This is a genomic window from Sinomonas cellulolyticus, assembly GCF_014656475.1.
In the GTDB taxonomy this organism is placed as follows: domain Bacteria; phylum Actinomycetota; class Actinomycetes; order Actinomycetales; family Micrococcaceae; genus Sinomonas; species Sinomonas cellulolyticus.
This window is the reverse complement of record NZ_BNCM01000006.1, coordinates 241,402-261,526: the sequence shown is the minus strand read 5'-3', so window position 1 is coordinate 261,526 and position 20,125 is coordinate 241,402. Positions and strand designations below refer to the sequence as shown.

Annotated in this window: 15 protein-coding genes; 4 read left to right on the top strand and 11 right to left on the bottom strand. The window is 70.7% G+C overall.

Translation table 11 applies throughout. The features are described 5' to 3' along the window. Positions 1–102: 102 nt before the first annotated feature. The 10 genes from IE231_RS10130 to IE231_RS10085 form a co-directional block, all read right to left on the bottom strand. Complete coding sequence (locus IE231_RS10130; RefSeq protein WP_189693815.1) at positions 103–1,674, bottom strand: Na+/H+ antiporter; 1,572 nt, start codon at positions 1,672–1,674, stop codon at positions 103–105. Positions 1,675–1,770: 96 nt separating this feature from the next. After that, positions 1,771–2,718, bottom strand: a complete 948-nt coding sequence (locus IE231_RS10125) for a hydroxymethylglutaryl-CoA lyase-like TIM-barrel protein (RefSeq protein ID WP_189693814.1) — start codon at positions 2,716–2,718, stop codon at positions 1,771–1,773. Next, positions 2,715–4,001, bottom strand: a complete 1,287-nt coding sequence (locus IE231_RS10120) for a CaiB/BaiF CoA transferase family protein (RefSeq protein ID WP_189693813.1) — start codon at positions 3,999–4,001, stop codon at positions 2,715–2,717. The genes IE231_RS10125 and IE231_RS10120 overlap by 4 nt, the downstream gene beginning before the upstream one ends. After that, positions 3,982–5,109: an ABC transporter substrate-binding protein gene (locus tag IE231_RS10115; RefSeq protein WP_189693812.1), complete on the bottom strand. Its 1,128-nt coding sequence runs from the start codon at positions 5,107–5,109 to the stop codon at positions 3,982–3,984. Before IE231_RS10115 ends, IE231_RS10120 begins: the two co-directional genes overlap by 20 nt. Before the next feature lie 99 nt (positions 5,110–5,208). Next, positions 5,209–6,072 (bottom strand): ABC transporter permease, encoded by an 864-nt coding sequence (locus IE231_RS10110; RefSeq protein ID WP_201896978.1) that lies wholly within the window; start codon positions 6,070–6,072, stop codon positions 5,209–5,211. Next, positions 6,069–6,905 carry an ABC transporter ATP-binding protein gene (locus IE231_RS10105; RefSeq protein WP_189693811.1) on the bottom strand — a complete coding sequence of 279 codons (837 nt, stop codon included), beginning with the start codon at positions 6,903–6,905 and terminating at the stop codon, positions 6,069–6,071. The genes IE231_RS10110 and IE231_RS10105 overlap by 4 nt, the downstream gene beginning before the upstream one ends. 186 nt (positions 6,906–7,091) lie before the next feature. Continuing rightward, positions 7,092–8,534 carry an amino acid permease gene (locus IE231_RS10100; RefSeq protein ID WP_189693810.1) on the bottom strand — a complete coding sequence of 481 codons (1,443 nt, stop codon included), beginning with the start codon at positions 8,532–8,534 and terminating at the stop codon, positions 7,092–7,094. Positions 8,535–8,672: 138 nt separating this feature from the next. Next, positions 8,673–9,938: an amidohydrolase gene (locus IE231_RS10095; RefSeq protein WP_189693809.1), complete on the bottom strand. Its 1,266-nt coding sequence runs from the start codon at positions 9,936–9,938 to the stop codon at positions 8,673–8,675. Between the two features lie 59 nt (positions 9,939–9,997). Next, complete coding sequence (locus IE231_RS10090; protein ID WP_189693808.1) at positions 9,998–11,527, bottom strand: MFS transporter; 1,530 nt, start codon at positions 11,525–11,527, stop codon at positions 9,998–10,000. Between the two features lie 128 nt (positions 11,528–11,655). Continuing rightward, positions 11,656–13,080 carry a PucR family transcriptional regulator gene (locus IE231_RS10085; RefSeq protein WP_189693807.1) on the bottom strand — a complete coding sequence of 475 codons (1,425 nt, stop codon included), beginning with the start codon at positions 13,078–13,080 and terminating at the stop codon, positions 11,656–11,658. Between the two features lie 140 nt (positions 13,081–13,220). Between IE231_RS10085 and IE231_RS10080 the strand changes: the two genes are divergently transcribed. The 4 genes from IE231_RS10080 to IE231_RS10065 all read left to right on the top strand — a co-directional run bounded on the left by IE231_RS10080 (position 13,221) and on the right by IE231_RS10065 (position 18,773). Next, positions 13,221–14,612 (top strand): aminotransferase class III-fold pyridoxal phosphate-dependent enzyme, encoded by a 1,392-nt coding sequence (locus IE231_RS10080; RefSeq protein WP_189693806.1) that lies wholly within the window; start codon positions 13,221–13,223, stop codon positions 14,610–14,612. Positions 14,613–14,689: 77 nt separating this feature from the next. Further along, positions 14,690–15,874, top strand: coding sequence for a CaiB/BaiF CoA transferase family protein (locus IE231_RS10075; RefSeq protein ID WP_229866667.1), 1,185 nt, complete (start codon positions 14,690–14,692; stop codon positions 15,872–15,874). Between the two features lie 167 nt (positions 15,875–16,041). Further along, positions 16,042–17,280: an acyl-CoA dehydrogenase family protein gene (locus tag IE231_RS10070; RefSeq protein WP_189693805.1), complete on the top strand. Its 1,239-nt coding sequence runs from the start codon at positions 16,042–16,044 to the stop codon at positions 17,278–17,280. Continuing rightward, the gene (locus IE231_RS10065; protein ID WP_229866666.1) at positions 17,277–18,773 is read left to right on the top strand and encodes an aldehyde dehydrogenase family protein; all 1,497 of its coding nucleotides are present in this window, start codon (positions 17,277–17,279) and stop codon (positions 18,771–18,773) included. The genes IE231_RS10070 and IE231_RS10065 overlap by 4 nt, the downstream gene beginning before the upstream one ends. A 30-nt stretch (positions 18,774–18,803) precedes the next feature. Here the strand turns inward: IE231_RS10065 and IE231_RS10060 are convergent, their stop codons facing one another. After that, a complete protein-coding gene (locus tag IE231_RS10060; RefSeq protein WP_236663594.1) occupies positions 18,804–20,015 on the bottom strand; it encodes an APC family permease in 1,212 nt (403 codons plus the stop codon). Positions 20,016–20,125 lie beyond the last annotated feature (110 nt).

Below are 20,125 nucleotides of genomic sequence, written 5' to 3'. Positions count from 1 at the left end.
GGCGCCCGGCGCGCAGCCCCGCTGAGGCGGGCGGCACCCGAGGCGACCGGTGCGCACGACGGCGCGCGGCCGCCGTCGTGCCTCTCTGCACCGGGCGCCGCCTCAGCGGTCCAGGGTGACCGTGCGCAGGTCGAGCCGGCGCAGCACCCGGTCCACGAGCTCAGGGTCGGCGCCGGGCTCGTTGCGCGCGGCGAGCATCTCCCGGCGGGCCGCCTCGAGCGCGTCCCGCTGCGCCCGGTCCATCACGGCCAGCACGTCCTTGATATGGAGCATCTTCTCGGGTTCCTCGGCGTAGTCCGTCTCGAGGACGGTGTGGAGCGAGGACATGCGGCGGGCGAGGGCCCTGCGCCGCTGCTCCGGGAGCTTCTGTGCGGCCGGCGAGGCGCGCAGGGCCTCGAGCGCAACCCGCTGGGCCCGGCGGGCGAGCGCGCGCTGCGCCCGCTCCTCGGCCTCCGTCTCATCGGGCATCCGGAGCACGCGCATCAGGCCGGGAAGGGTGAGGCCCGGGACGACGAGCGTCACGGCCAGTACCGAGGCGGCCGCCGCGACCACGAAGTTGCGCCCCGGGGTGGGCGAGCCGTCCGCCAGCGTCGCGGGGAGCGCGAGCGCGAGGGCAAGCGTGGCGAGGCCGCGCATGCCGCACCACGTGAGGACCACGACCTCCTTCAGGGACCTGGGCGTCTTCTCCCGGCGCTCCGTCCCGCCGATCCTGTACATCGCGTACATCCAGACGAAGCGCACGAGGACGGCGGTGGCGCAGATCGCGAGGATGCCGGGGATGAACGTGAGGAAGTTGGCTCCCTCGGCGTCGACCACGGAGCGCATCTCGATCCCGACGAGTCCGAAGGCGACACCCGTGGTGAGCAGCTCGAGGACCTCCCAGAAGGCCGAGCGCGTGAGCCGCTCCTCCGAGTCCTGGGGCCTGGCGCGCCGACCCAGCTCCACCGCCGTGACCACCACCGCCACCACCCCCGAGCAGTGGATCAGGTCCGCGAGGATGTACACGGCGTACGGCGCCACGAGCGTCGCCGCACTGCGGGCCACGAGGTTGGGGACGAACCGGTTGAGGGCCCCGACGAGCCACGCCATCGCCAGGCCCAGCAGCACCGCGCCGAGGGCGCCCGCGAGGAACCTGGGCACGAGGTCCCATCCGATCCGGCCGTGGTTGACCAGCGCCGTGACGGCAGTCTGGAAGATCACGATGGCCATCGCGTCGTTGAACATGCCCTCCGTCTGCAGGACCGTGAGGAGCCGGCGCTGGATGGTGACCTTCGCGGCAATGGCCTCGACGGCGACGGGATCGGGCGGCGCCACGATGGCGCCCAGGGCGACGGCGATCGGCACGCCGATCGTGGGGACGAGCCACCACGTCACGGCCGCGACGGCGGCCACCGTCGCGACGACGAGAAGGACCGCGAGCAGCACGAGGGACCGCCACCGCAGCCGGAAGACGCTCCAGCTCGAGCGCTGCGCGGCGGCGAACAGCAGCGGGGGCAGGAAGAGCGGCAGGATGAGGTCCGGCTCGATCCGGACGTCCGGGACGAACGGCAGCGAGGCCGCGAGCGCGGAGAAGACGAGCATGAGGATCGGATAGGGCAGCCGGATCCGCTCGCCGATGCCCACGACGAGCACCGTGCCGAACAGGAGGCCGACCACCAGCAGCAGAACGTCCATATGCACCCTTCGCCTCAGGGGCATTTTTCCACGGGGTGCGCCCCTTGGGAGGCGCGGGGCGCACGACGGCGGGCCCTCGCCGTCGTGCGCCCCGGCTCACTTCGGCGTGTGCTGGCTGCCGACGGCCCACTCGAAGGCGCTCGCGCTCGACCGCGCCCCCTGGGCGGCGCGCGAGCGGTTCGGCTCGCCGAGGTCCCCGAGGAGCGAAGCGGACAGGCCGACGAGCTCGGCGAGCGTCTCGGGCGTGAACCAGTCGGGGCGGGTCGCGAAGAGGATGTCCTCGCTCGAGGTGTTGCCGCTCGCGCCCGGCGCGAAGGGGCAGCCGCCGAGGCCGCCCAGCGCGCCGTCGACCATCGCCGCGCCCTCCTGGATCGCGGCGAGGGCATTGGCGACGCCGAGGCCCCACGTGTCGTGCCCGTGGTACACGATCTCCCGCGTGGGAGACTCCTCCCGCACGCGGGAGACCAGGCCCGCCACCTGGGCCGGGACCGCCTGGCCGAGGGTGTCGCAGATCACGATGCCCTGGGCGCCCTCGGCCCGCGGGTCGTTGGCGATCGCGAGCACCCGCTCCGGCGGCACCGGCCCCTCGAAGGGGCACGTGAACGAGGTGGCGATGCAGAGCTCGACCTGCGCGCCAGCCTCCTGGGCGAGCGCGAGCGCCTCGGGCATGGCGGCGAGGCTCGTCTCCGTGGTCCTGCCGATGTTGGCGAGGTTGTGCGAGTCGGAGGCCGAGAAGCAGTACTGCAGGTTGCGCGCGCCCGCCTCGAGGGCGAGCGACACGTGCTTGGGCGTGGCGACCCAGAGCCAGCAGGACGCGAGCTCCTCGGCGGTGAGGGCCCGCACCACATCGAGCGTGTTGGCCATCGGCGGGACCTTGTCCGGCCGCGCCAGGGAGCCGATCTCGAGGGCCGGCACGCCGACGGCGAGCAGCCGGCGGACGATCTCGACCTTGCGCTCGGCCGGGAGGAGCTTGCCCGTGAGCTGGAGCCCGTCCCGCAGCGTCACGTCGCGCAGTCTGGCGTTGGGGGCGAAGGCGAAGCTCATGCGGCCACCCCCGAGGATGCGCGCAGGATCGCCGCGGTCTCCTCGGCGGACTTCCCGAGGAGCTCCCGGCAGATCTCCTCGGTGTGCTCGCCGAGATCGGGGCCGAGGGACCTGATGGGCAGCGACGCCTCCCCGAGCACCGGGACGATCCCGGGGAATCCCACGTCCGGGATGGTCCTCTCGCCCGTGGACACGTCGAACCGCTGGATCATGGAGCGTGCGGCGTACTGGGCGTCGGAGCAGATGTCCTGTGCCGTGTAGATCGGCCCGGACGGGACTCCTGCGGCGTCGAGCACGGCCAGGACCTCCTCCGGCGTCAGGGACGCCGTCCACGCGCCGATGGCCTGGTCGAGCTCGTCGCGGCGCGCCCAGCGCCCGGCGTTGCTCGCGAGCGTCTGGTCGGCCGCGAGGTCCGGCCGGCCGATGATGTCCATGAACCGGGCGAAGATCGAGTCGCCGTTGCCGGCGATGACCACGCTCCCGCCGCCCCTGCACACATAGGCATTGCTCGGTGCAATGCCCTCCATGCGCCCGCCCGTGCGGGTCCGCTGCACGCCGTAGGCCAGGTAGTCCGGGATGAGCGACTCCATCATCGAGAACATCGCCTCGTTCAGGGCGACGTCGACGATCCGGTTCGCTGGACGCCCTGCGCCTCCCCCGGCCCGCTCACGCTCACGTTCACGCTCACGCTCGAAGAGCAGCATGACGGAGCCGAACGCCGCGTAGAGGCCAGCGATCGAGTCGCCGATGGAGATGCCCACCCGCACCGGGGGCCGGTCCGGATCACCCACCAGCTCGCGGAAGCCTCCCACGGCCTCCGCCACGGCTGCGAAGCCCGGCCGCTGCGAGAGGGGCCCGGTCTGCCCGTAGGCGGAGAGCCTCGTGACGATGAGGTCGGGGTTGGCCTCCTTGAGGATGTCCGGTCCCAGACCCCACCGCTCGAGGGTGCCCGGCCGGAAGTTCTCCAGCAGGACGTCGCAGTGCCTGACCAGATCGAGGACAACGGCCTTCCCAGCCTCGGAGCGCAGGTCAAGGGCCATCGACTTCTTGTTCCGGTTGATGGTCCTGAAGAGCATGGAGGTGGTGCCCTCGTAGAGCCTCCAGTTCCGCAGCTCGTCTCCCGTTCCCGGCCGCTCGACCTTGATGACCTCGGCGCCGAAGTCGGCGAGCATCCGTCCGGCGGTGGGCGCCGCGATGTAGTTTCCGAGCTCGAGGACCCGGATGCCCGCGAGCGGTGCGGGCACCCGGTCCTCGGCGTCCGTCTCAGGCCTTGACGAAGTCATTGGTGTAGGTCTTGCTCAGGTCGATGTCCTTGTTCCCGACCTCCGGGTTGGCCACCTGCTGCGTCTTGAGCACAGCCTTGACGCCGTCCTCGGTGAAGGCACCGTCCTTGCTCAGGGTCTTCTTCAGGTCGTCGATCACCTTGGCGTACTGCGCCTTGTCCCCGCCGGCGAACTTCTCGGGCATCTTGTCCGCGATCTCCTGCCCGGAATGGTCGCTGATGAACTTGAGGGTCTTGACGATGGCCTTCGCGAGCTTGCCCGCGGTGTCGGAGTTCTTCTCGAGCCAGTCGGTCTTCGCGTAGAGGCAGGCCGAGGGCCACGAGTCGGTGCCGAAGACGGCCTTGAGCCCGTCCGCCGTGCGCACGTCCTGGAGGATCACCAGTGGCTTGCCGAGCTGCTTCGCCAGGACCGAGATGTCCGGCTCGAGCATGACGGCGGCGTCCACCTGGTTGTTCTGCACCGCCGCTACTGCGCTGGACCCTGCTCCGATCGCCGAGACCGAGGCGTCGGTGGGCTGGAAGCCGTTCTTGGAGAGGAGGAACTTCACGAACATGTCCGTCGACGACCCGGGGGCGGTCACCCCGACGTTCTTGCCCTTGAGGTCCGCGATGCTCTTGATGGTGCCCTCATTCTTGGGCGCGACGACCAGGGCGAGGCCCGAGGAGAGGCCCATGTCCGCGAAGGCCTTGATGCTCTGGTTCTTCGCCTGCATCTGGATCGTGTGCTCGTAGTAGCCGCTCGTCACCTGGGTGCTCCCACCGAGCATTGCGGTGAGCGCCTTCGAGCCGCCCTGCAGGTCCTGGAGCTCGACGTCGAGGCCCTGCTCCTTGTAGTAGCCGAGCTGGTCGGCAAGGGTTGTCGGGAGGTACGTGAGCAGGGTCTGGCCGCCGACGCCGATGATCACCTTCGTTCCCGAGCCGCCGCCGGCCGCTCCCGTCGCGCCAGCGGTGCCCGTCTGCCCGGGGGGTGCCGCGGCCGGGGCGCCGCAGGCTGCGAGGGCGAGGCCGGCCGCCGTCACGCCGGCCACCGACAGGAGCCGGCGGCGCGTCACGCCCTGGGACTCGGCGTTGAAGGTGTGGGGGGCCTGATTGTCGTGCGACGACGTCATGGGGAATTCCTTCCGTGCAGGGAGTGTGGAGAAGAGTGGGTGTTTCTGGGCTGGGTGCTGGCTCTAGGGCGACTGCCGGTTCTAGGCCGTCTGCAGGTTCTAGGCCGACTGGGCCGGGCGCCAGCGGAGCAGGTGCCGCTCGATGCGGTTGACGACGAGGTCGACGATGAGCACGACGATCATGAGGATGAACATCCCGGCGAAGACGCCCTTCGTGTCGAAGACGCCCTGCGCCTGCGCAATCGCATAGCCGACGCCGCCCGAGGCGCCGAGGTACTCGCCGACCACCGCGCCCGTGATGGCGAAGCCGACACTGATGTGGAGGCTCGAGAAGATCCAGGTGAGCGCACTGGGGATGAAGACGTTCCGCAGCAGCTGCTTCTCGTTGCCTCCGAGCATCCTGACGTTGTCGATCAGGACCCTGTCCACGCTCTTGACCCCTTCGAGGGTGTTGAAGAACACGATGAAGAACACGAGCGTGAAGCCGAAGGCGACCTTCGACCAGATCCCGAGGCCGAACCACAGCAGGAAGATCGGCGCCAGCACCACGCGGGGAAGCGCATTGAACATCTGGAGGAACGGCTGGAACAGCCGCTCGAGGAAGCTCGCCCGCGCGAGGATGAAGCCGAGGGCAAGGCCGGCTGCGGCGCCGACGATGAACGCGAGCAGAGACTCCTGCATGGTGATCCACAGATGCGGGAACACGTAGCCGGACGAGATCCACAGCCAGACGGTCTGGAAGATCTCCGACGGGAGCGGGAAGAAGAACTCGTCGATCACCTTGGCCCGCACGAGGAGTTCCCAGGCGACGAGGACGACCACCGCGAGGCCCAGCTGGAGCAGCCGCATGCCGAGAGTCGCCCGGACCCGCGACTGCGGGCTCTTGCGGCGGCCGGGGGACGAGGAGCCGGGCGTGCCGGTCGCCGGACCGAGTCCCGGACGGTTGGTGTCAGCCACCGTCATGCCACCTCACCCCCGGAGACTGCCGAGGACTGGTAGGTCTTGGACACCTCGACGCGCAGCCGTCCCCAGATCTCCCGGTGCAGCTCGACGAAGCGGGGGTCGTCGCGGATCTCCAGGAGATCGCGCGGCCGGGGGATCGTGATCTCGTAGGACCCGACCACCGTGCTCCCCGGACCTGCGCCGAGGATCACCACCTCGTCCGAGAGGGCGATCGCCTCGTCGAGGTCGTGCGTGATGAAGATGACGGCCTTGCCGGACTCCTGCCACAGGGCCAGCAGCTCGTTCTCCATGATCTGCCGGGTCTGGACGTCGAGCGCGGAGAACGGCTCGTCCATGAGCAGGATGTCGGGATTGACGATCCAGGCCTGCGCCACTGCGGTGCGCTTGCGCATGCCTCCGCTGAGCTGGTGGGGGTAGCGGTCTGCGAAGTTCCTCAGCCCGACCTTCTCGAGCCACCTCTGCGCTTCTGCACGGGCATCGGCCTTGCCGACACCCGCCATCGTGAGCCCGAGGCTCACGTTATCGATGACCGTCTTCCATGGCAGCAGGCCATCCTGCTGGAACATATAGGAGGCACGCCGGTTGACCCCTTTGACCGGCTCGCCGAAGCTGCGGGCAATGCCCTCCGAGGGCGCCAGGAGCCCTGCCGCCATGTTCAGGATCGTCGACTTGCCCGACCCCGTGGGACCCACGACGGAGACGAACCGCCCGGGCAGGACCTTGAGGTTGATGTCGCGCACGGCGCAGTATGTCTGGCCGCCGGGAGTCGTGAACTCCTTGGTACACCCCTCCAAGTCGACGGCGTACTCGCCCAGAGCCGTCTGTGTAACCATCCCAGTCCCCTAACCTCACCACATTGTGGGTTCAGATTCAGATTATGGGATGACAGTAGCAGTGAGCTGGACCACACTCAATCCCCCGTCCGACCCGCAGCGCACCACGGCTGCCGGGCCGGTGTCAGCGCGTGCATCGCGCGGCCACCGGCCCGGCATTCGATGGAGGATGAGGCTCGTGCCGCCTCAGGCGGGCTGGGCCGCGCGGGTCTTGGCGCGGCGTCGTACGAACGGGTAGACCACGAGCAGCAGGGCGAGGGCGCCGAGGCTGAGCCAGACCTGCGGTGCGGCGTCCGGGTCGAAGGCCATGAGCACCACGATGAGGGCCACGGCGCCCAGGACGACCGCGTTGAGCCACGGGTGGAGCCACATCTTCAGGGCCAGCCCCGACTTCTCCTCGGCGCTCATCCGGTTGCGGAGGCGCCACTGCGTCACGGCCACGAACGCGTAGACGAACAGCGCCACGCAGCCCGCGGAGTTCATGATGAAGTCGAAGACGTCCTTGGGCGCCACGTAGTTCGCGCCGATGGCCACATAGCCCACCACGGTCGAGAGGAGGATGGCCTTCCACGGCACGCCTGCCCGGTTCCGGTCCTCGACCCAGCGCGGCGCGTAGCCATGGCGGGAGAGGGCGAAAAGCATGCGCGAGCCCGAGTACAGGCCCGAATTCAGCACCGAGAGGGCGGCGGTGAGCACGACGGCGTTCATCACCTGCTCCGCGCCGGGAAGCCCGAAGCGGCCGAACGCGAAGGCAAAGGGGCTGACCTTCGCGGGCAGTTCGTCCCACGGGACGACCATGAGCAGGATCGCCACCGAGCCGACGTAGAAGAGGAGGATGCGCCACACGACCGTGTTGGTGGCCTTGGCGACGCCCTTGGCGGGCTGGTCCGACTCGGCCGCGGCCATCGTGACGATCTCGGTGCCGAAGTAGCTGAAGATCACGACCGCGACCCCGTTGAACACCGCCGTCCAGCCGTGCGGCATGAAGCCGTGGTCCGTGATGTTGGAGATCGATCCCGTGGAGCCGGGGATAACACCCAGGACGAAGAGCGTCCCCACGCCGAGGAAGACGACGATGGTGGTGACCTTGATCGAGGCGAGCCAGAACTCGGTCTCGCCGAACGAGCGCAGGCTCATGAGGTTGGTGAAGGTGAAGACGAGCATTCCGGCGAGCGCGAACGTCCAGTCGGGCACGCTCGGGAACCACTCGTGGAAGATGCGGCCGACGACGACAGCCTCGAAGGCGACGACGCCGACCCAGAAGTACCAGTAGAGCCAGCCGATGGTGAACCCGGCCCAGTTGCCGAGGCCGTCACGGGCGTACTCCATGAACGAGCCGACGACGGGGCGGTTCGTGGACATCTCGCCGAGCATGCGCATGACGAGGACGACCAGAGCGCCCCCGATGGCATATGAGAGCAGGGCGGCTGGCCCCACGGAGCGGATCACCGAGCCCGAGCCCACGAAGAGGCTCGCGCCGATGATGCCTCCGAGGGCGATCATGGTCAGGTGTCGCGGCCTCAGCCGGGCCCGGGGCTCGGACTCCGATGTCCGTTCCGCCGTGCGCCGGCCGCCGGGGCCGCCGTGGTCTTCTCGGGTGGGCGCAGCGAGCCGGTCAGGTGCCTGCATGCGTGATCTCCGTTCGATCGGGGCGATCGGCGTGGTGCCGATCACAGTGCCCCGTCAGCATGCGGGATCCAGGTCACAGGGCGCGATGGACGATCCGTACGGCGCAACGGGCGCGCGCGGTACGGATCGTCCTTGGCGTCAGTCCTTCCCGAGCCACGCCGACGCCGCCACCACGAGTGCAGCCGTGCCGGTGGTCAGAGTGGGCTGGAGGACGGGGGCGAACTTCGGTGAGTGGTTCGCCGGGATCTCGCTGAGCCTCCCCGCGGCCTCGGCTGCCGCATACTCCTGCGGGTCCACGCCGCCGAAGCCCCAGTACGTGTACGGCACGCCGAACGCCGAGGGGACGTCGCTGAAGTCCTCGCTCGCGGTCTGCCGGCCGTAGTCCTGCACCGCGCCGTCGGGGAAGTAGTCCTCGAAGGCCGCGGTGACCCGGGCCGTGACGTCGGGATCGTTGTCGGTGAGCGGGTAGCTGTTGTAGAGCTCGATGTCGGGCTCCTTCGGCGAGCCCGACGCCTCGGACTCGGCCTTGGCGATGCGCTCGATCGCCGCCAGGAGCTGATCCCGGACCGGCTTGCTGTAGGTGCGGATGTTCAGCTCGAGGACGGCGTGGTCGTCGATGATGTTGCTCTTCGCCCCCACCGCGACCTTCCCCACCGTCAGGACCGCGAACTCCCCCGGCTGGACCTCGCGCGCCACCACGGCCTGCAGGCGCACCACGACCATGGAGGCCAGGACAGCCGGGTCGATCGACAGGTGCGGCATCGAGCCGTGGCTGCCGCGTCCGAACAGCGTGATCCGCACGCTGTCCGCCATCGACAGGAAGGGACCGGAGTGCGTGCCGACCGTCCCGGCGGGGTGGACGAGCACGTGCTGCGCAAGGGCCACATCCGGCCTGGGAATCAGGGACACCAGACCGTCGTCGACCATGCCGCGGGCACCGTCGCCGAGCTCTTCCGCCGGCTGGAACAGCGCGATCAGGGTCCCTGACCACGCAGCGCGTTCCTCGCTGAACAGGCGCGCAGCCCCGAGGAGCGCTGCCATGTGCGAGTCATGGCCGCAGGCATGCATCGCCGGGGTCTGCGCGCCCTGGTCGTCGATGGCCTCGGACAGGCTCGCGTACTCCAGGCCCGTGGCTTCGGCGACCGGAAGGGCGTCCATGTCCGCGCGCAGCAGCACGGTAGGTCCATCCCCGTTCGCCAGCACGCCCACCACTCCGGAGCCCCCGACGTTCCGGTGGACCTCGAAGCCGGACTGGCCGAGCTGGTCGGCGACGATGCCCGAGGTGCGCTCCTCGTGGTGGCTCAGTTCGGGATTGAGGTGGAAGTCCTTGTAGAGGTCCTCCTGCCACTCCCTCAGGGCGTCCTGGCCGGACAGGATCTGACGCGCGGATTCAGTGGAAGCCATGGTGCTGCGTGCCTTTCTCTCGTCGCTGTTCGCTGGATGGGCTGCTTCTGGGGGTGGGGCTACTTCTGTGCCTGCGCGGGCGCCTCGGCGCGCTCCTTGCCCCGCGGCACCGTGACCGTGATCGAGACGATCGCGACGATCACCATGACGAGGTTGAAGATCAGCGCCATGACCGCTGCCTGCCGGATCGCGGTGTTGTCGGTGCGGCCCTGGTTGATGAGCACGTCTCCGAGGAACTGCGCACCGGAGCTGCTGAACGCGGTGAAGATGGCAAGGGAGACGGCCGCGCCGATGGCGCTTCCGAGGGACGAGGCCATCTTGTAGATGCCGGATCCGGCCCCGGCCTGGTCTGCCGGGAGGTTCGCCAGCGCGGCGTCAGTGGACGGCGTCGCGTAGAACGCCAGGCCGAGGCCGAACAGGGCATACGCGACGACGGCGAGCCAGCTGTACTGGCTGAGCAGGAGGTTGGTGGGCATGAGCAGCAGCACGGCGACGCCGACGATCATCGAGCCCCAGATCATGGGCCTGCGCGGGCCGAACCGCTGGAGGAGCTTCTCGCCGAAGCGGATGAAAGCAATGATCACGATGGCGTAGCCGATGGTCAGCAGACCCGCGTCGGAGGCCTTCATCCCGCCGCCGATCTGGAGGAGCTGCTGGGTGACGATGAGCAGGCCGATGGTGCCGTTGAGGAGGAAGTTCGAGATGGTCGCTCCGGTGAAGGTGCGGTTCCGGAACAGGGCGAAGTCGATGAACGGCTTGGCCGCCCTCTTCTCGATGCGGACGAGGACGTAGAGGCCGACGACGGCGATGACCAGCAGCCCGAGGGTGACGGGGCTGCCCCAGCCGATCTTCGCTCCGAAGATGAGCACGATCATGAGGGAGAGCATCGACACGACGAAGACGAGGACGCCGGCGAAGTCGAAGCGCGACGTGCCCTGCTGGGCGACCCTGCTCTCGGGGGTGCCGCGCATGAGCAGGATCGAGGCGATCGAGATGACGATCGAGGCGATGAAGATCCAGCGCCAGCCCACGAGGGTGGCCACGTAGCCGCCGAAGATCGAGGCGAGGCCCGAACCGCCCCAGGAGCCGATGGACCACATGGACACGGCGCGCTGGCGCCCGGGACCGTCCCAGTAGGTCTTCACGAGGGCCATGGTCGCCGGCATGATGCACGCCGCGGAGAGACCTTGGATCGCGCGTCCGCCGAGCATGAGGGGCAGGGCGAGGGGGCCGGTGGCGAGGACGATCATGAGCGAGCCCAGGATGCCGAACCCGTTGCCGATGAGGCTGATGCGCACCCGGCCGACGCGGTCGGCGAGGCCGCCGGCCACCACGATGAACATGCCCGAGAACAGCGCGGTGACCGAGACGGCCAGGTTCATCGCGTCGACGTTGACGAGGGGGTTGGCCCAGGTCTTGTGGACGGGATCGGTATAGGGGCCGTTCACCTCGGCGAGGATGTTCGGCGCGACGGTGCCCATCGTGCCGGCGAACAGCCAGAACGTGACGACGCCGAGCACGATCCCCAAGAGCAGCTTGTCGTTGCCTTTGAAGGTAGTGGGTGCGGCGGTGGGGGAAATGCTTGCCATGACGGCTCCTGGGTCCGGAGGTAACTAGCAGTTCAAATGTCGATATATCTATGATGCTCCCATTTACGTGTCGATTCGTTTCGTAGAGCAGATTCTTTGTGTCTACTTCGACACATCAGGAGCGTGACTTAACCGGTTCGGAGGGCCAGCCACAGGTGGGCGGCCACATCCGGGTCGTCGAGGTCCACCCCAAGCAGCTCGGATGCCCTGCTGATGCGGTGGCGCACTGAATTGCGGTGGACGGCGAGATCGCGCGCCGTCGCCTCCCACTGCCCCCGGTTCCTCAGGTACGCGCGCACCGTGGGGAGCAGTTCCCCGCCGGCGCCGGCGAGCGCTGCGGCCCACTCGTCGCCGGGCAGCTCGAGGCCGTGCCCCACCCGGACCACACGGCCCGGGGGAGCCTGCCCGGCGGCGTCGGCGACCTGGCCGACGACCTCCCGCACCCGCCGCAGCGGAACAGGGCCTCCCCACGCGCCGCGGAGTCCGGCAGGGAGCGGCGGACGGGGCGTCTCGGTGGGCAGCAGCATGTAGATGAGACCGCCGAGCTCGAACCCGAGCGCGTTCGCGGGCAGGGCCTGGTCCCCGCGGCCAGGGCTGGCGTCGAGCACCACGAGGTAGACCGTCTCGGGCAGCGCGGTGTGCATCTGGGGCGCGAGGAGGCGCGCAGCGTCGTCGTGCCCGGCAAGGACAAGCGCGACGAGCATCCCGTCGCTGCGGGAGCGCTCCTCGTCGGCGTGCCTCAGGGCAGCCGCCCGATGGGCGAGCAGGGTCGAGGCGGTGAGGAACAGGTGCCGCTCGGCGGGTGCCAGCTGTCCGCCGCGCCCCACCGCAAGGTACGCGACGGGCCCGTACCCATCCGAGACGGGATAGAGCGAGGCCGGGCCTGAGGCGAGGTGGACGGTGGCGGTGGCACCCCGGCCGCCGGTCTGGAGGGCGGCCGCCTCGCGCCGGAGCTCGTCGAGCAGCCCGGGCGGCAGTTCGCCGCTGCCCCCCGCGGGCGTGCACGACGCCGGGCCGTCGCCTTCCGGGAGGTAGGCCACCCAGGTGCCGAGAGCGTGGGCGAGCTCGCGCACAATGGCCGGCTCGGCGTCGTCCTTCGCGGCGGCGCGCGTGAGTGCCACCTGGAGCCCGAGGAGGGCGGTGAGCTCCGCCTCTCCCCCGCGGCGCACGAGCTCCCAGTAGGCCCGGGAGACCGCGAGGAACGGCGACTCGCGCGGGACGGTCAGCAGCGGGAGGCCGGCCTCGATGCATGCGGCGCGGAGCTCATCGGGGACCATGCTGTGGCCCGAGCCGAGGCCGAGTCCGAGGGCGGCCACGCGACCCTCGACCAGCCGGGCCACATAGGCCCGGGCCGCCTCGGCCCGCGCTGGCGCGTCCAGCCCCGCGAGCTGCATCCCGACGGTGAGGAGCAGCTCGCCGCCGTCGAGGAACACTGTGGGGTCCTCGAGCTCGGAGACATGGACGCCTGTGAGCTCGACCCGCGGGAGCGGGACGGGCCAGTACGGGACGAGGTCGCCGTGGGCGGCCTCGGCAAGCTGGGCGAGAGTGATCACCCGCGTCCTCCCGCCTGAATCATCGGTTGTGCATTAGGTCCCATCAGAGCCAATTATTGGCCGGAACATCCAAGGACGACAGGGCCGGACGCCCCTACTGTGGTCTCAACCACACACCCCCATCCCACCGGGAGGACTCCATGACCGCCACGACCGACGCCACCGTCGCCAGCCCTTCCGCAGTCCCCCAGCGGGCGCGGCTGCTCGCCACCCCCCTGCCCGGGCCGCGCTCCCGCGAGCTCGAGGCCGAGCGCCGGCGCCACGTCACGGAGGGCTTCGGCGTGACCGTGCCCGTGTTCATCGACCGGGCGGAGGGCTCGCTGCTGGTGGACGTGGATGGCAACCGGATCATCGACTTCGCCTCGGGGATCGCGGTGACGAGCGTGGGAGCCGCCAACCCCCGGGTGGCGGAGCGCGCGGCGGCACAGCTCTCCCGCTTCACCCACACGTGCTTCATGGTCACCGAGTACTCCTCCTTCGTACAGGTGTGCGCGTGGCTCAACGAGCACACCCCGGGCGGGTTCGAGAAGCGCACCGCCCTGTTCTCCACCGGCGCCGAGGCGGTCGAGAACGCCATCAAGATCGCCCGCTCAGCGACCCGGCGCCCCAACGTCCTCGTCTTCGACGAGGCCTACCACGGACGAACGCAGCTGACCATGGCCATGACGGCCAAGGAGAACCCGTACAGCCTCAACTTCGGGCCGCTCCCCGGTTCGGTGTTCCGCGGCCCGACCGCTCCCGCGCACCTCGCCCCCGCGGACGCCGCCGGCGCGGCGGCCTTCGTGGACGAGGCGCTGGCCGGAGTCGAGGCGGTCCTCGCCGAGGCGGGCCCGGAGACGTTCGCCGCGATGGTCATCGAGCCGATCCAGGGCGAGGGCGGATTCGTGGTCCACGCCCCCGGCTTCCTCGCGGGGCTGCGCGAGATCGCGACGCGGCACGGCATCGTCCTCGTGATCGACGAGATCCAGGCCGGCATGGGCCGCACCGGCGCGCTCTTCGCGTCCGAGCACGACGGTGTCGCAGGAGACATCACCCTGTCTGCGAAGGCGCTCGGCGCCGGCCTCCCGCTCTCTGCCGTCACCGGGCGCGCCGAGCTCATGAACGCCGTCCACGCCGGGGGTCTGGGCGGGACCTACGCCGGCAACCCGGTGGCGTGCGAGGCCGCGCTCGCGGTGTTCGAGCTCCTCGAGGACGGCTCGCTCCTCGCCGGGGCACGGCACATCGAGCACGCGGTGCGGGAGCGTTTCGAGCCGCTCCTCACGCACGACGCCGCCGGGCCGGCTCGCGCGGGCATCGTCTCCGTCCGTGGACGGGGCGCCATGATGGCCCTCGAGTTCGGTGACGCCTCGGGCCCGCGTCCGGACATCGCGAAGGCCGCTGCCGCCGCCGCGAACGCCGCCGGCGTCCTCACCCTCACGTGCGGCACCCACGGCAACGTCATCCGCCTGCTCCCGCCGCTTGTCACCGAGCCCGAGGTCCTCGCGGAGGGACTCGACGTGCTCGAGGCCGCCATCCGCGGGGCGCTCTCGTGAGCTCCGCGCCGTCGCCCGCCGGGGACCCCGAGGACACCACCACTTCTGGACAAAACCTCCGTCTACGGCAGGAGGTATTGTCCACAACTCGTGGCATTCCCGCCGGCACGGCCCCGCTCGAGGGGATCCTCGTGGCGGACTTCTCCCGCGTGCTCGCGGGGCCGCTGGCGTCGATGACGCTCGCGGACCTCGGGGCGCGGGTGGTGAAGGTCGAGCGGCCCGGCGCCGGGGACGACACGCGGCACTGGGGACCACCGTTCTCTGCGACGGGGGCAACCTACTTCGAGAGCGTGAACCGGAACAAGGAGTCGGTCGAGCTGGACCTGGCCGACCCCGAGGACCTCGCTCTGGCCCGGGAGCTCGCGCTGCGGGCCGACGTGCTCGTGGAGAACTTCAAGCCCGGAGGCCTCGAGAAGCTCGGACTCGGATATGAGGCGCTCGCGGAGGAGAACCCGGGGCTCGTGTACGCCTCGATCTCGGGGTTCGGATCCACGGGCGGACGGGACCTGCCCGGGTACGACTTCATCGTCCAGGCCCTCGGCGGGCTCATGTCCATCACGGGCCACCCGGACACGGTGCCGGGCGGCGGACCGGTCAAGGCCGGCGTCGCGCTCGTGGACGTGCTCACCGCGAAAGACGCGACGATCGGGATCCTCGCAGCCCTCACCGAGCGGGCCCGCACGGGCCGCGGCCGGCGAGTCGAGGTGAACCTGCTCTCCTCCTTGCAGGGGGCGCTGGCGAACCAGGCCCAGGCATACCTCGGCGCTGGCGTCACGCCGGGCCGGATGGGGAATGACCACCCCTCGATCGTGCCGTACCAGCTCCTCGCGACCGCCGACGCGCCGTTGGCCGTGGCCGCCGGGAACGACGGGCAGTTCGCCCGGCTGTGCGAAGCGATCGGCGCCCCCGAGCTGGCCGCGGACCCGCGGTTCGCCACGAACAAGGCGCGGGTCGCGCACCGGGGCGAGCTGGTCCCGCTGCTCGAGGCGGGCCTCGCCGCCGCCTCCGCGGAGGTCTGGCAGGACAAGCTCGCAGGCCTCGGGATCCCCTGCGGGCGTGTGGCCGGGATCGGCGAGGGCCTGGACTACGCGGAGTCCCTCGGCCTCGAGCCGACCATCGAGGTCCGCGACCGCTCCGGGGCCGCGGTGGGCCGGCAGGTCCGCCACCCCATTACCTGGACCCCGCCGCTGCCGCCCCGCACCCAGGCGCCGCCCGAGCTGGGAGCCGACACGGCCGACGTCGTGCGCTGGCTCCGCGAGTAGCCGCACCAGCGGCTCCCCCACCCGCCGGCTCCCCCACCCCTCCGGTGTTGCGGGGTCCCTGGCGGGGCGTTGCGGGGTCCCTGGTCACGACCAAAGACCCCGCAACCGGCCGCCAAAGACCCCACAACAAGCTGCCAGAGACCCCACAACGTGAAAGGAACCACCCGATGACCGCCACCGCCAGCCTCGCTGCCCCGGACACCGCCGCGAGCGCCGCCGGCTCTGCCGAGCGACTCCCCGACCCCGCCGACCTCATCTCCTTCGATACCCTCCTCACCGACGAGGAGGTTGCCCTGCGCGACCGCGTCCGGGCATTCGTGACGGCCGAGATCAAGCCGAACATCGCGCGCTGGTACGAGGAGGCCCGCTTCCCGCTGGAGATCGTGCCGGAGATGGCCAGCCTCGGCCTGCTCGGCATGCACCTGCACGGCTACGGCTGCGCCGGCCGCTCCGCGGTCGAGTACGGCCTCGCCGGCGCCGAGCTCGAGGCTGGCGACTCCGGCCTGCGTACCTTCGTCTCCGTCCAGGGCTCGCTCGCGATGTCCGCGATCCACAAGCACGGCTCCGAGGAGCAGAAGCACGAGTGGCTGCCTCAGATGGCGGCCGGGGAGGCGATCGGCTGCTTCGGCCTCACCGAGCCGACCGCAGGCTCCGACCCCGGCTCGATGACCACCTACGCCCGCCGCGACGGCACCGGCCCCACCGTGGACTGGGTCCTCTCGGGCAAGAAGCGCTGGATCGGCCTGGCCAACGTCGCCAAGGTCGCGGTCATCTGGGCGATGACGGACGACGGGGTGCGCGGCTTCGTCGTCCCCACAGCCACTCCCGGCTACACGGCCACCCCGATCGAGCCCAAGCTCTCCATGCGCGCCTCGATCCAGTGCGAGATCGAGCTCGACGAGGTCCGCCTCCCCCACGACGCCGTCCTGCCGAACGCCGGCGGCCTCAAGGGCCCGTTCTCGTGCCTGAACGAGGCCCGCTACGGCATCATCTGGGGCTCCATGGGCGCCGCCCGGGACGCCTTCGAGGACGCCTTGGCCTACTCCAAGGAGCGCCTCCAGTTCGGCAGGCCGCTCGCCGGCTACCAGCTCACCCAGGCCAAGCTCGTGGACATGGCCCTGGAGATCAACAAGGGCTTCCTGCTCGCCCTCCACCTCGGACGGCTCAAGGACGCCGGGAAACTCCAGCACCACCAGATCTCCGTCGGCAAGCTCAACAACTGCCGTGAGGCCATCGAGATCGCCCGCGAGGCCCGCACCATCCTCGGCGGCAACGGGATCACACTCGAGCACTCGCCCCTGCGCCACGCCAACAACCTCGAATCCGTGCGCACCTACGAGGGCACCGACGAGGTCCACACCCTCATCCTCGGCCAGAAGCTCACCGGAGAGGCGGCCTTCCGGTGACCGCGGCTGTAGATACCGCGCACGACGGCGGCCTGATCCTCCAGGCGGCGCCGGCACCGGTCGCGCTGCGCCTCCTCATCGGCGGGAAGTGGGTCGCGGGCGACGGCGCGACACTCACCTCGGTCAACCCTGCCCGACCCGAGGAAGTGGTGGCCGAAGGCACCCAAGCCGTCGCGGCCGACGTCGTGCGTGCGATGAGCGCCGCCCGCGCCGCACAGCGGGAGTGGGGCCGTGCGCCGATCCACGAGCGCGGCGCCGTCCTGGCCCGAGCGGCGGCCGCGCTCGAGGCCCGCGCGGACCAGTACGGACTCGAACTGGCCCGGGAGGAGGGCAAGACCCTCGCTGAGGGCCGCGGCGAGGTGCTGCGCGCGGCGCAGATCCTGCGCTACTACGCCGGCGAGGGCGACCGCACGGCCGGGGAGCACTTCGCCTCCCCGCGTCGGGGCGAGAGGATCCTCGTCACGCGCAAGCCGCTCGGCGTCGTCGGCATCGTGACCCCGTTCAACTTCCCCATCGCGATCCCGGCGTGGAAGATCGCCCCGGCGCTCGTGTACGGGAATGCGGTGGTGTGGAAGCCGGCGTCGACCGTGCCGCTGCTCGCGATGCGGTTCGCGGAGGCCCTCGTGGAAGGCGGGCTGCCCGCCGGGGTCCTCAACCTCGTCATCGGGCCGGGCGCGCTGGGCACTGACCTTGTGCGGCACCCGGACCTGGACGGGCTCTCGTTCACCGGCTCCACGGGTGTGGGCCGGATGCTCGCGGGCGAGGCCGCCTCACGCGGCGTCCCGTTCCAGGGCGAGATGGGCGGGAAGAACGCGGCGATCGTGCTCGCGGACGCGGATCTGGACCTCGCGGCGGAGCAGGTGCTGTTCGGAGCGTTCCGCTCGACGGGGCAGAAGTGCACGGCGACGTCGCGGCTCATCGTCGCCGAGGAAGTCGCGGACGAGTTCCTCGCGAAGCTCTCGGAGCGCCTCGACGCGTGGCGCGTGGGCGACCCCAGCGACCCCGGGACACACATGGGCCCGCTCGTGACGCCGTCGGCAGCTGCGGGCGTGCGCGACGCCGTCGCCGCCGCAGAGGCCGACGGCGCCGGGGTGGCCTACCGGGGGCAGGCGCCGAGCGGCGAGGCGTACGTGCCGCCTACGGTCCTCGAGGTCCCCGAAGCCGGCGCCTCCACCAACATCGTCTGGCGCGAGGAACTCTTCGGGCCGGTGCTCGCGGTCCGCCGCGCGGCCTCGACCGACGAGGCGTTCGCCCTCGCGGAGGACTCCGAGTTCGGGCTGACCGCCGCCCTGTTCACGCGGGACATCGCCACGGCGCTCGACGCGGTGGACACGCTCGACGTCGGCATCCTCCACGTGAACTCCGAATCGGCCGGCGCGGACCCGCACGTGCCGTTCGGCGGGGCGAAGAAGTCCGGCTACGGCCCCAAGGAGCAGGGCGCGGCCGCAAAGGAATTCTTCACGCACACCACGACTGTGTACCTTCGCGGGTGAGTTGGGCCGCGCCGTCGTGCTCCGGACTGCTCAGGCGGCCTCTGGGCGCCGCAGCCGGAGCACGACGGCGCGTCCCACGAGTCCGATCGCGAACATCACCACGCCTGCCACGACCGACTGCCAGGGGAGCGCCCCGACGAGTACTAGGCACCCTAGCGCGCCCACGACGTTGAGCCAGCGCGGCCACCGCCGGTCCGCGGCGGGCTGGGTGAAGGCCGAGGCGTTCGCGACCGCGTAGTACACGAGCACCCCGAACGACGAGAAGCCGATGACCCCGCGCAGGTCTGTGGCCAGCACGAGCACGCTCACGACGACGGCGAGCGCCAGCTCCGCATGCTGCGGCACCCTGTGCACGGGATGGACCGCACCGAGCCAGGCGGGCAGGTCGCGTTCACGGGCCATGGCCAGGCTCGTCCGGCCGATCCCGGCGATGAGGGCCAGCAGCGCGCCGAGGCTCGCGACTGCCGCGCCGATACGCACCACCGGTCCAAGCCCGTCGAGGCCGACGGTGTGCACGGCGTCCGCGAGCGGCGCAGCGGACGTCGCGAGGCCAGCCGGGCCTGCGGCCGCAAGGGCCGTGACACCCACCACCGCATAGACCACGACGGCGATGCCCAGCGCGAGCGGGATCGCCCGCGGGATGGTCGTGCGCGGGTTCCGGACCTCCTCGCCCATCGTCGCGATCCGCGCGTATCCCGCGAACGCGAAGAAGAGCAGCCCCGCGGCCTGCAGGACCCCATACACCCCGCCGGATCCTGCCGGCTCACCGGCTGCGGAGGCGATGGCTCCGAGGCCCGCATGCCCGCTCGCCCAGAGTCCTATCACCAGCACGGCCAGTGCCGCGAGCGTGATGGTCACGAGGATTCGCGTCAGCTGCGCGGTGCGCGTCACGCCCCGATAGTTGAGCGCCGCGAGCGCGAGGACGGCGGCCACGGCCACGAGACGCTGGAGCCATTCCGCGCCCGGCACGGCATAGCTGGCGAAGGTCAGCGCCATCGCGGCGCACGAGGCGGTCTTGCCGATCACAAACCCCCACCCGGCGGTGAACCCCCACCAGGGCCCGAGCCGCTCGCGCCCGTAGACGTAGGTCCCGCCCGAGGTCGGGTAGGCCGCAGCGAGCTGCGCGGACGCCACGGCGTTGCAGTAGGCCACGACGGCGGCGATCGCCAGGCCAAGGAGCAGCCACGACCCCGCGGCACGGGCAGCCGGCCCGAACGCAGCGAATACGCCGGCGCCGATCATCGAGCCGAGGCCGATCACGACGGCGTCAGCGAGCCCGAGCCGCCGGGCAAGCTGGGGATGAGTCACAGTGCATGTATATCAACGCGGGATAGCAGCTCCGGCGCGCGCCC

Coding starts and splice junctions, on each gene's coding strand:
- IE231_RS10100 (WP_189693810.1), bottom strand. CDS start 8,534: ATGCAGGCACCTGACCGGCTCGCTGCGCCCACCCGAGAAGACCACGGC.
- IE231_RS10120 (WP_189693813.1), bottom strand. CDS start 4,001: ATGACTTCGTCAAGGCCTGAGACGGACGCCGAGGACCGGGTGCCCGCA.
- IE231_RS10125 (WP_189693814.1), bottom strand. CDS start 2,718: ATGAGCTTCGCCTTCGCCCCCAACGCCAGACTGCGCGACGTGACGCTG.
- IE231_RS10110 (WP_201896978.1), bottom strand. CDS start 6,072: ATGACGGTGGCTGACACCAACCGTCCGGGACTCGGTCCGGCGACCGGC.
- IE231_RS10095 (WP_189693809.1), bottom strand. CDS start 9,938: ATGGCTTCCACTGAATCCGCGCGTCAGATCCTGTCCGGCCAGGACGCC.
- IE231_RS10115 (WP_189693812.1), bottom strand. CDS start 5,109: ATGACGTCGTCGCACGACAATCAGGCCCCCCACACCTTCAACGCCGAG.
- IE231_RS10080 (WP_189693806.1), top strand. CDS start 13,221: ATGACCGCCACGACCGACGCCACCGTCGCCAGCCCTTCCGCAGTCCCC.
- IE231_RS10130 (WP_189693815.1), bottom strand. CDS start 1,674: ATGGACGTTCTGCTGCTGGTGGTCGGCCTCCTGTTCGGCACGGTGCTC.
- IE231_RS10070 (WP_189693805.1), top strand. CDS start 16,042: ATGACCGCCACCGCCAGCCTCGCTGCCCCGGACACCGCCGCGAGCGCC.
- IE231_RS10105 (WP_189693811.1), bottom strand. CDS start 6,905: ATGGTTACACAGACGGCTCTGGGCGAGTACGCCGTCGACTTGGAGGGG.
- IE231_RS10090 (WP_189693808.1), bottom strand. CDS start 11,527: ATGGCAAGCATTTCCCCCACCGCCGCACCCACTACCTTCAAAGGCAAC.
- IE231_RS10060 (WP_236663594.1), bottom strand. CDS start 20,015: ATGATCGGCGCCGGCGTATTCGCTGCGTTCGGGCCGGCTGCCCGTGCC.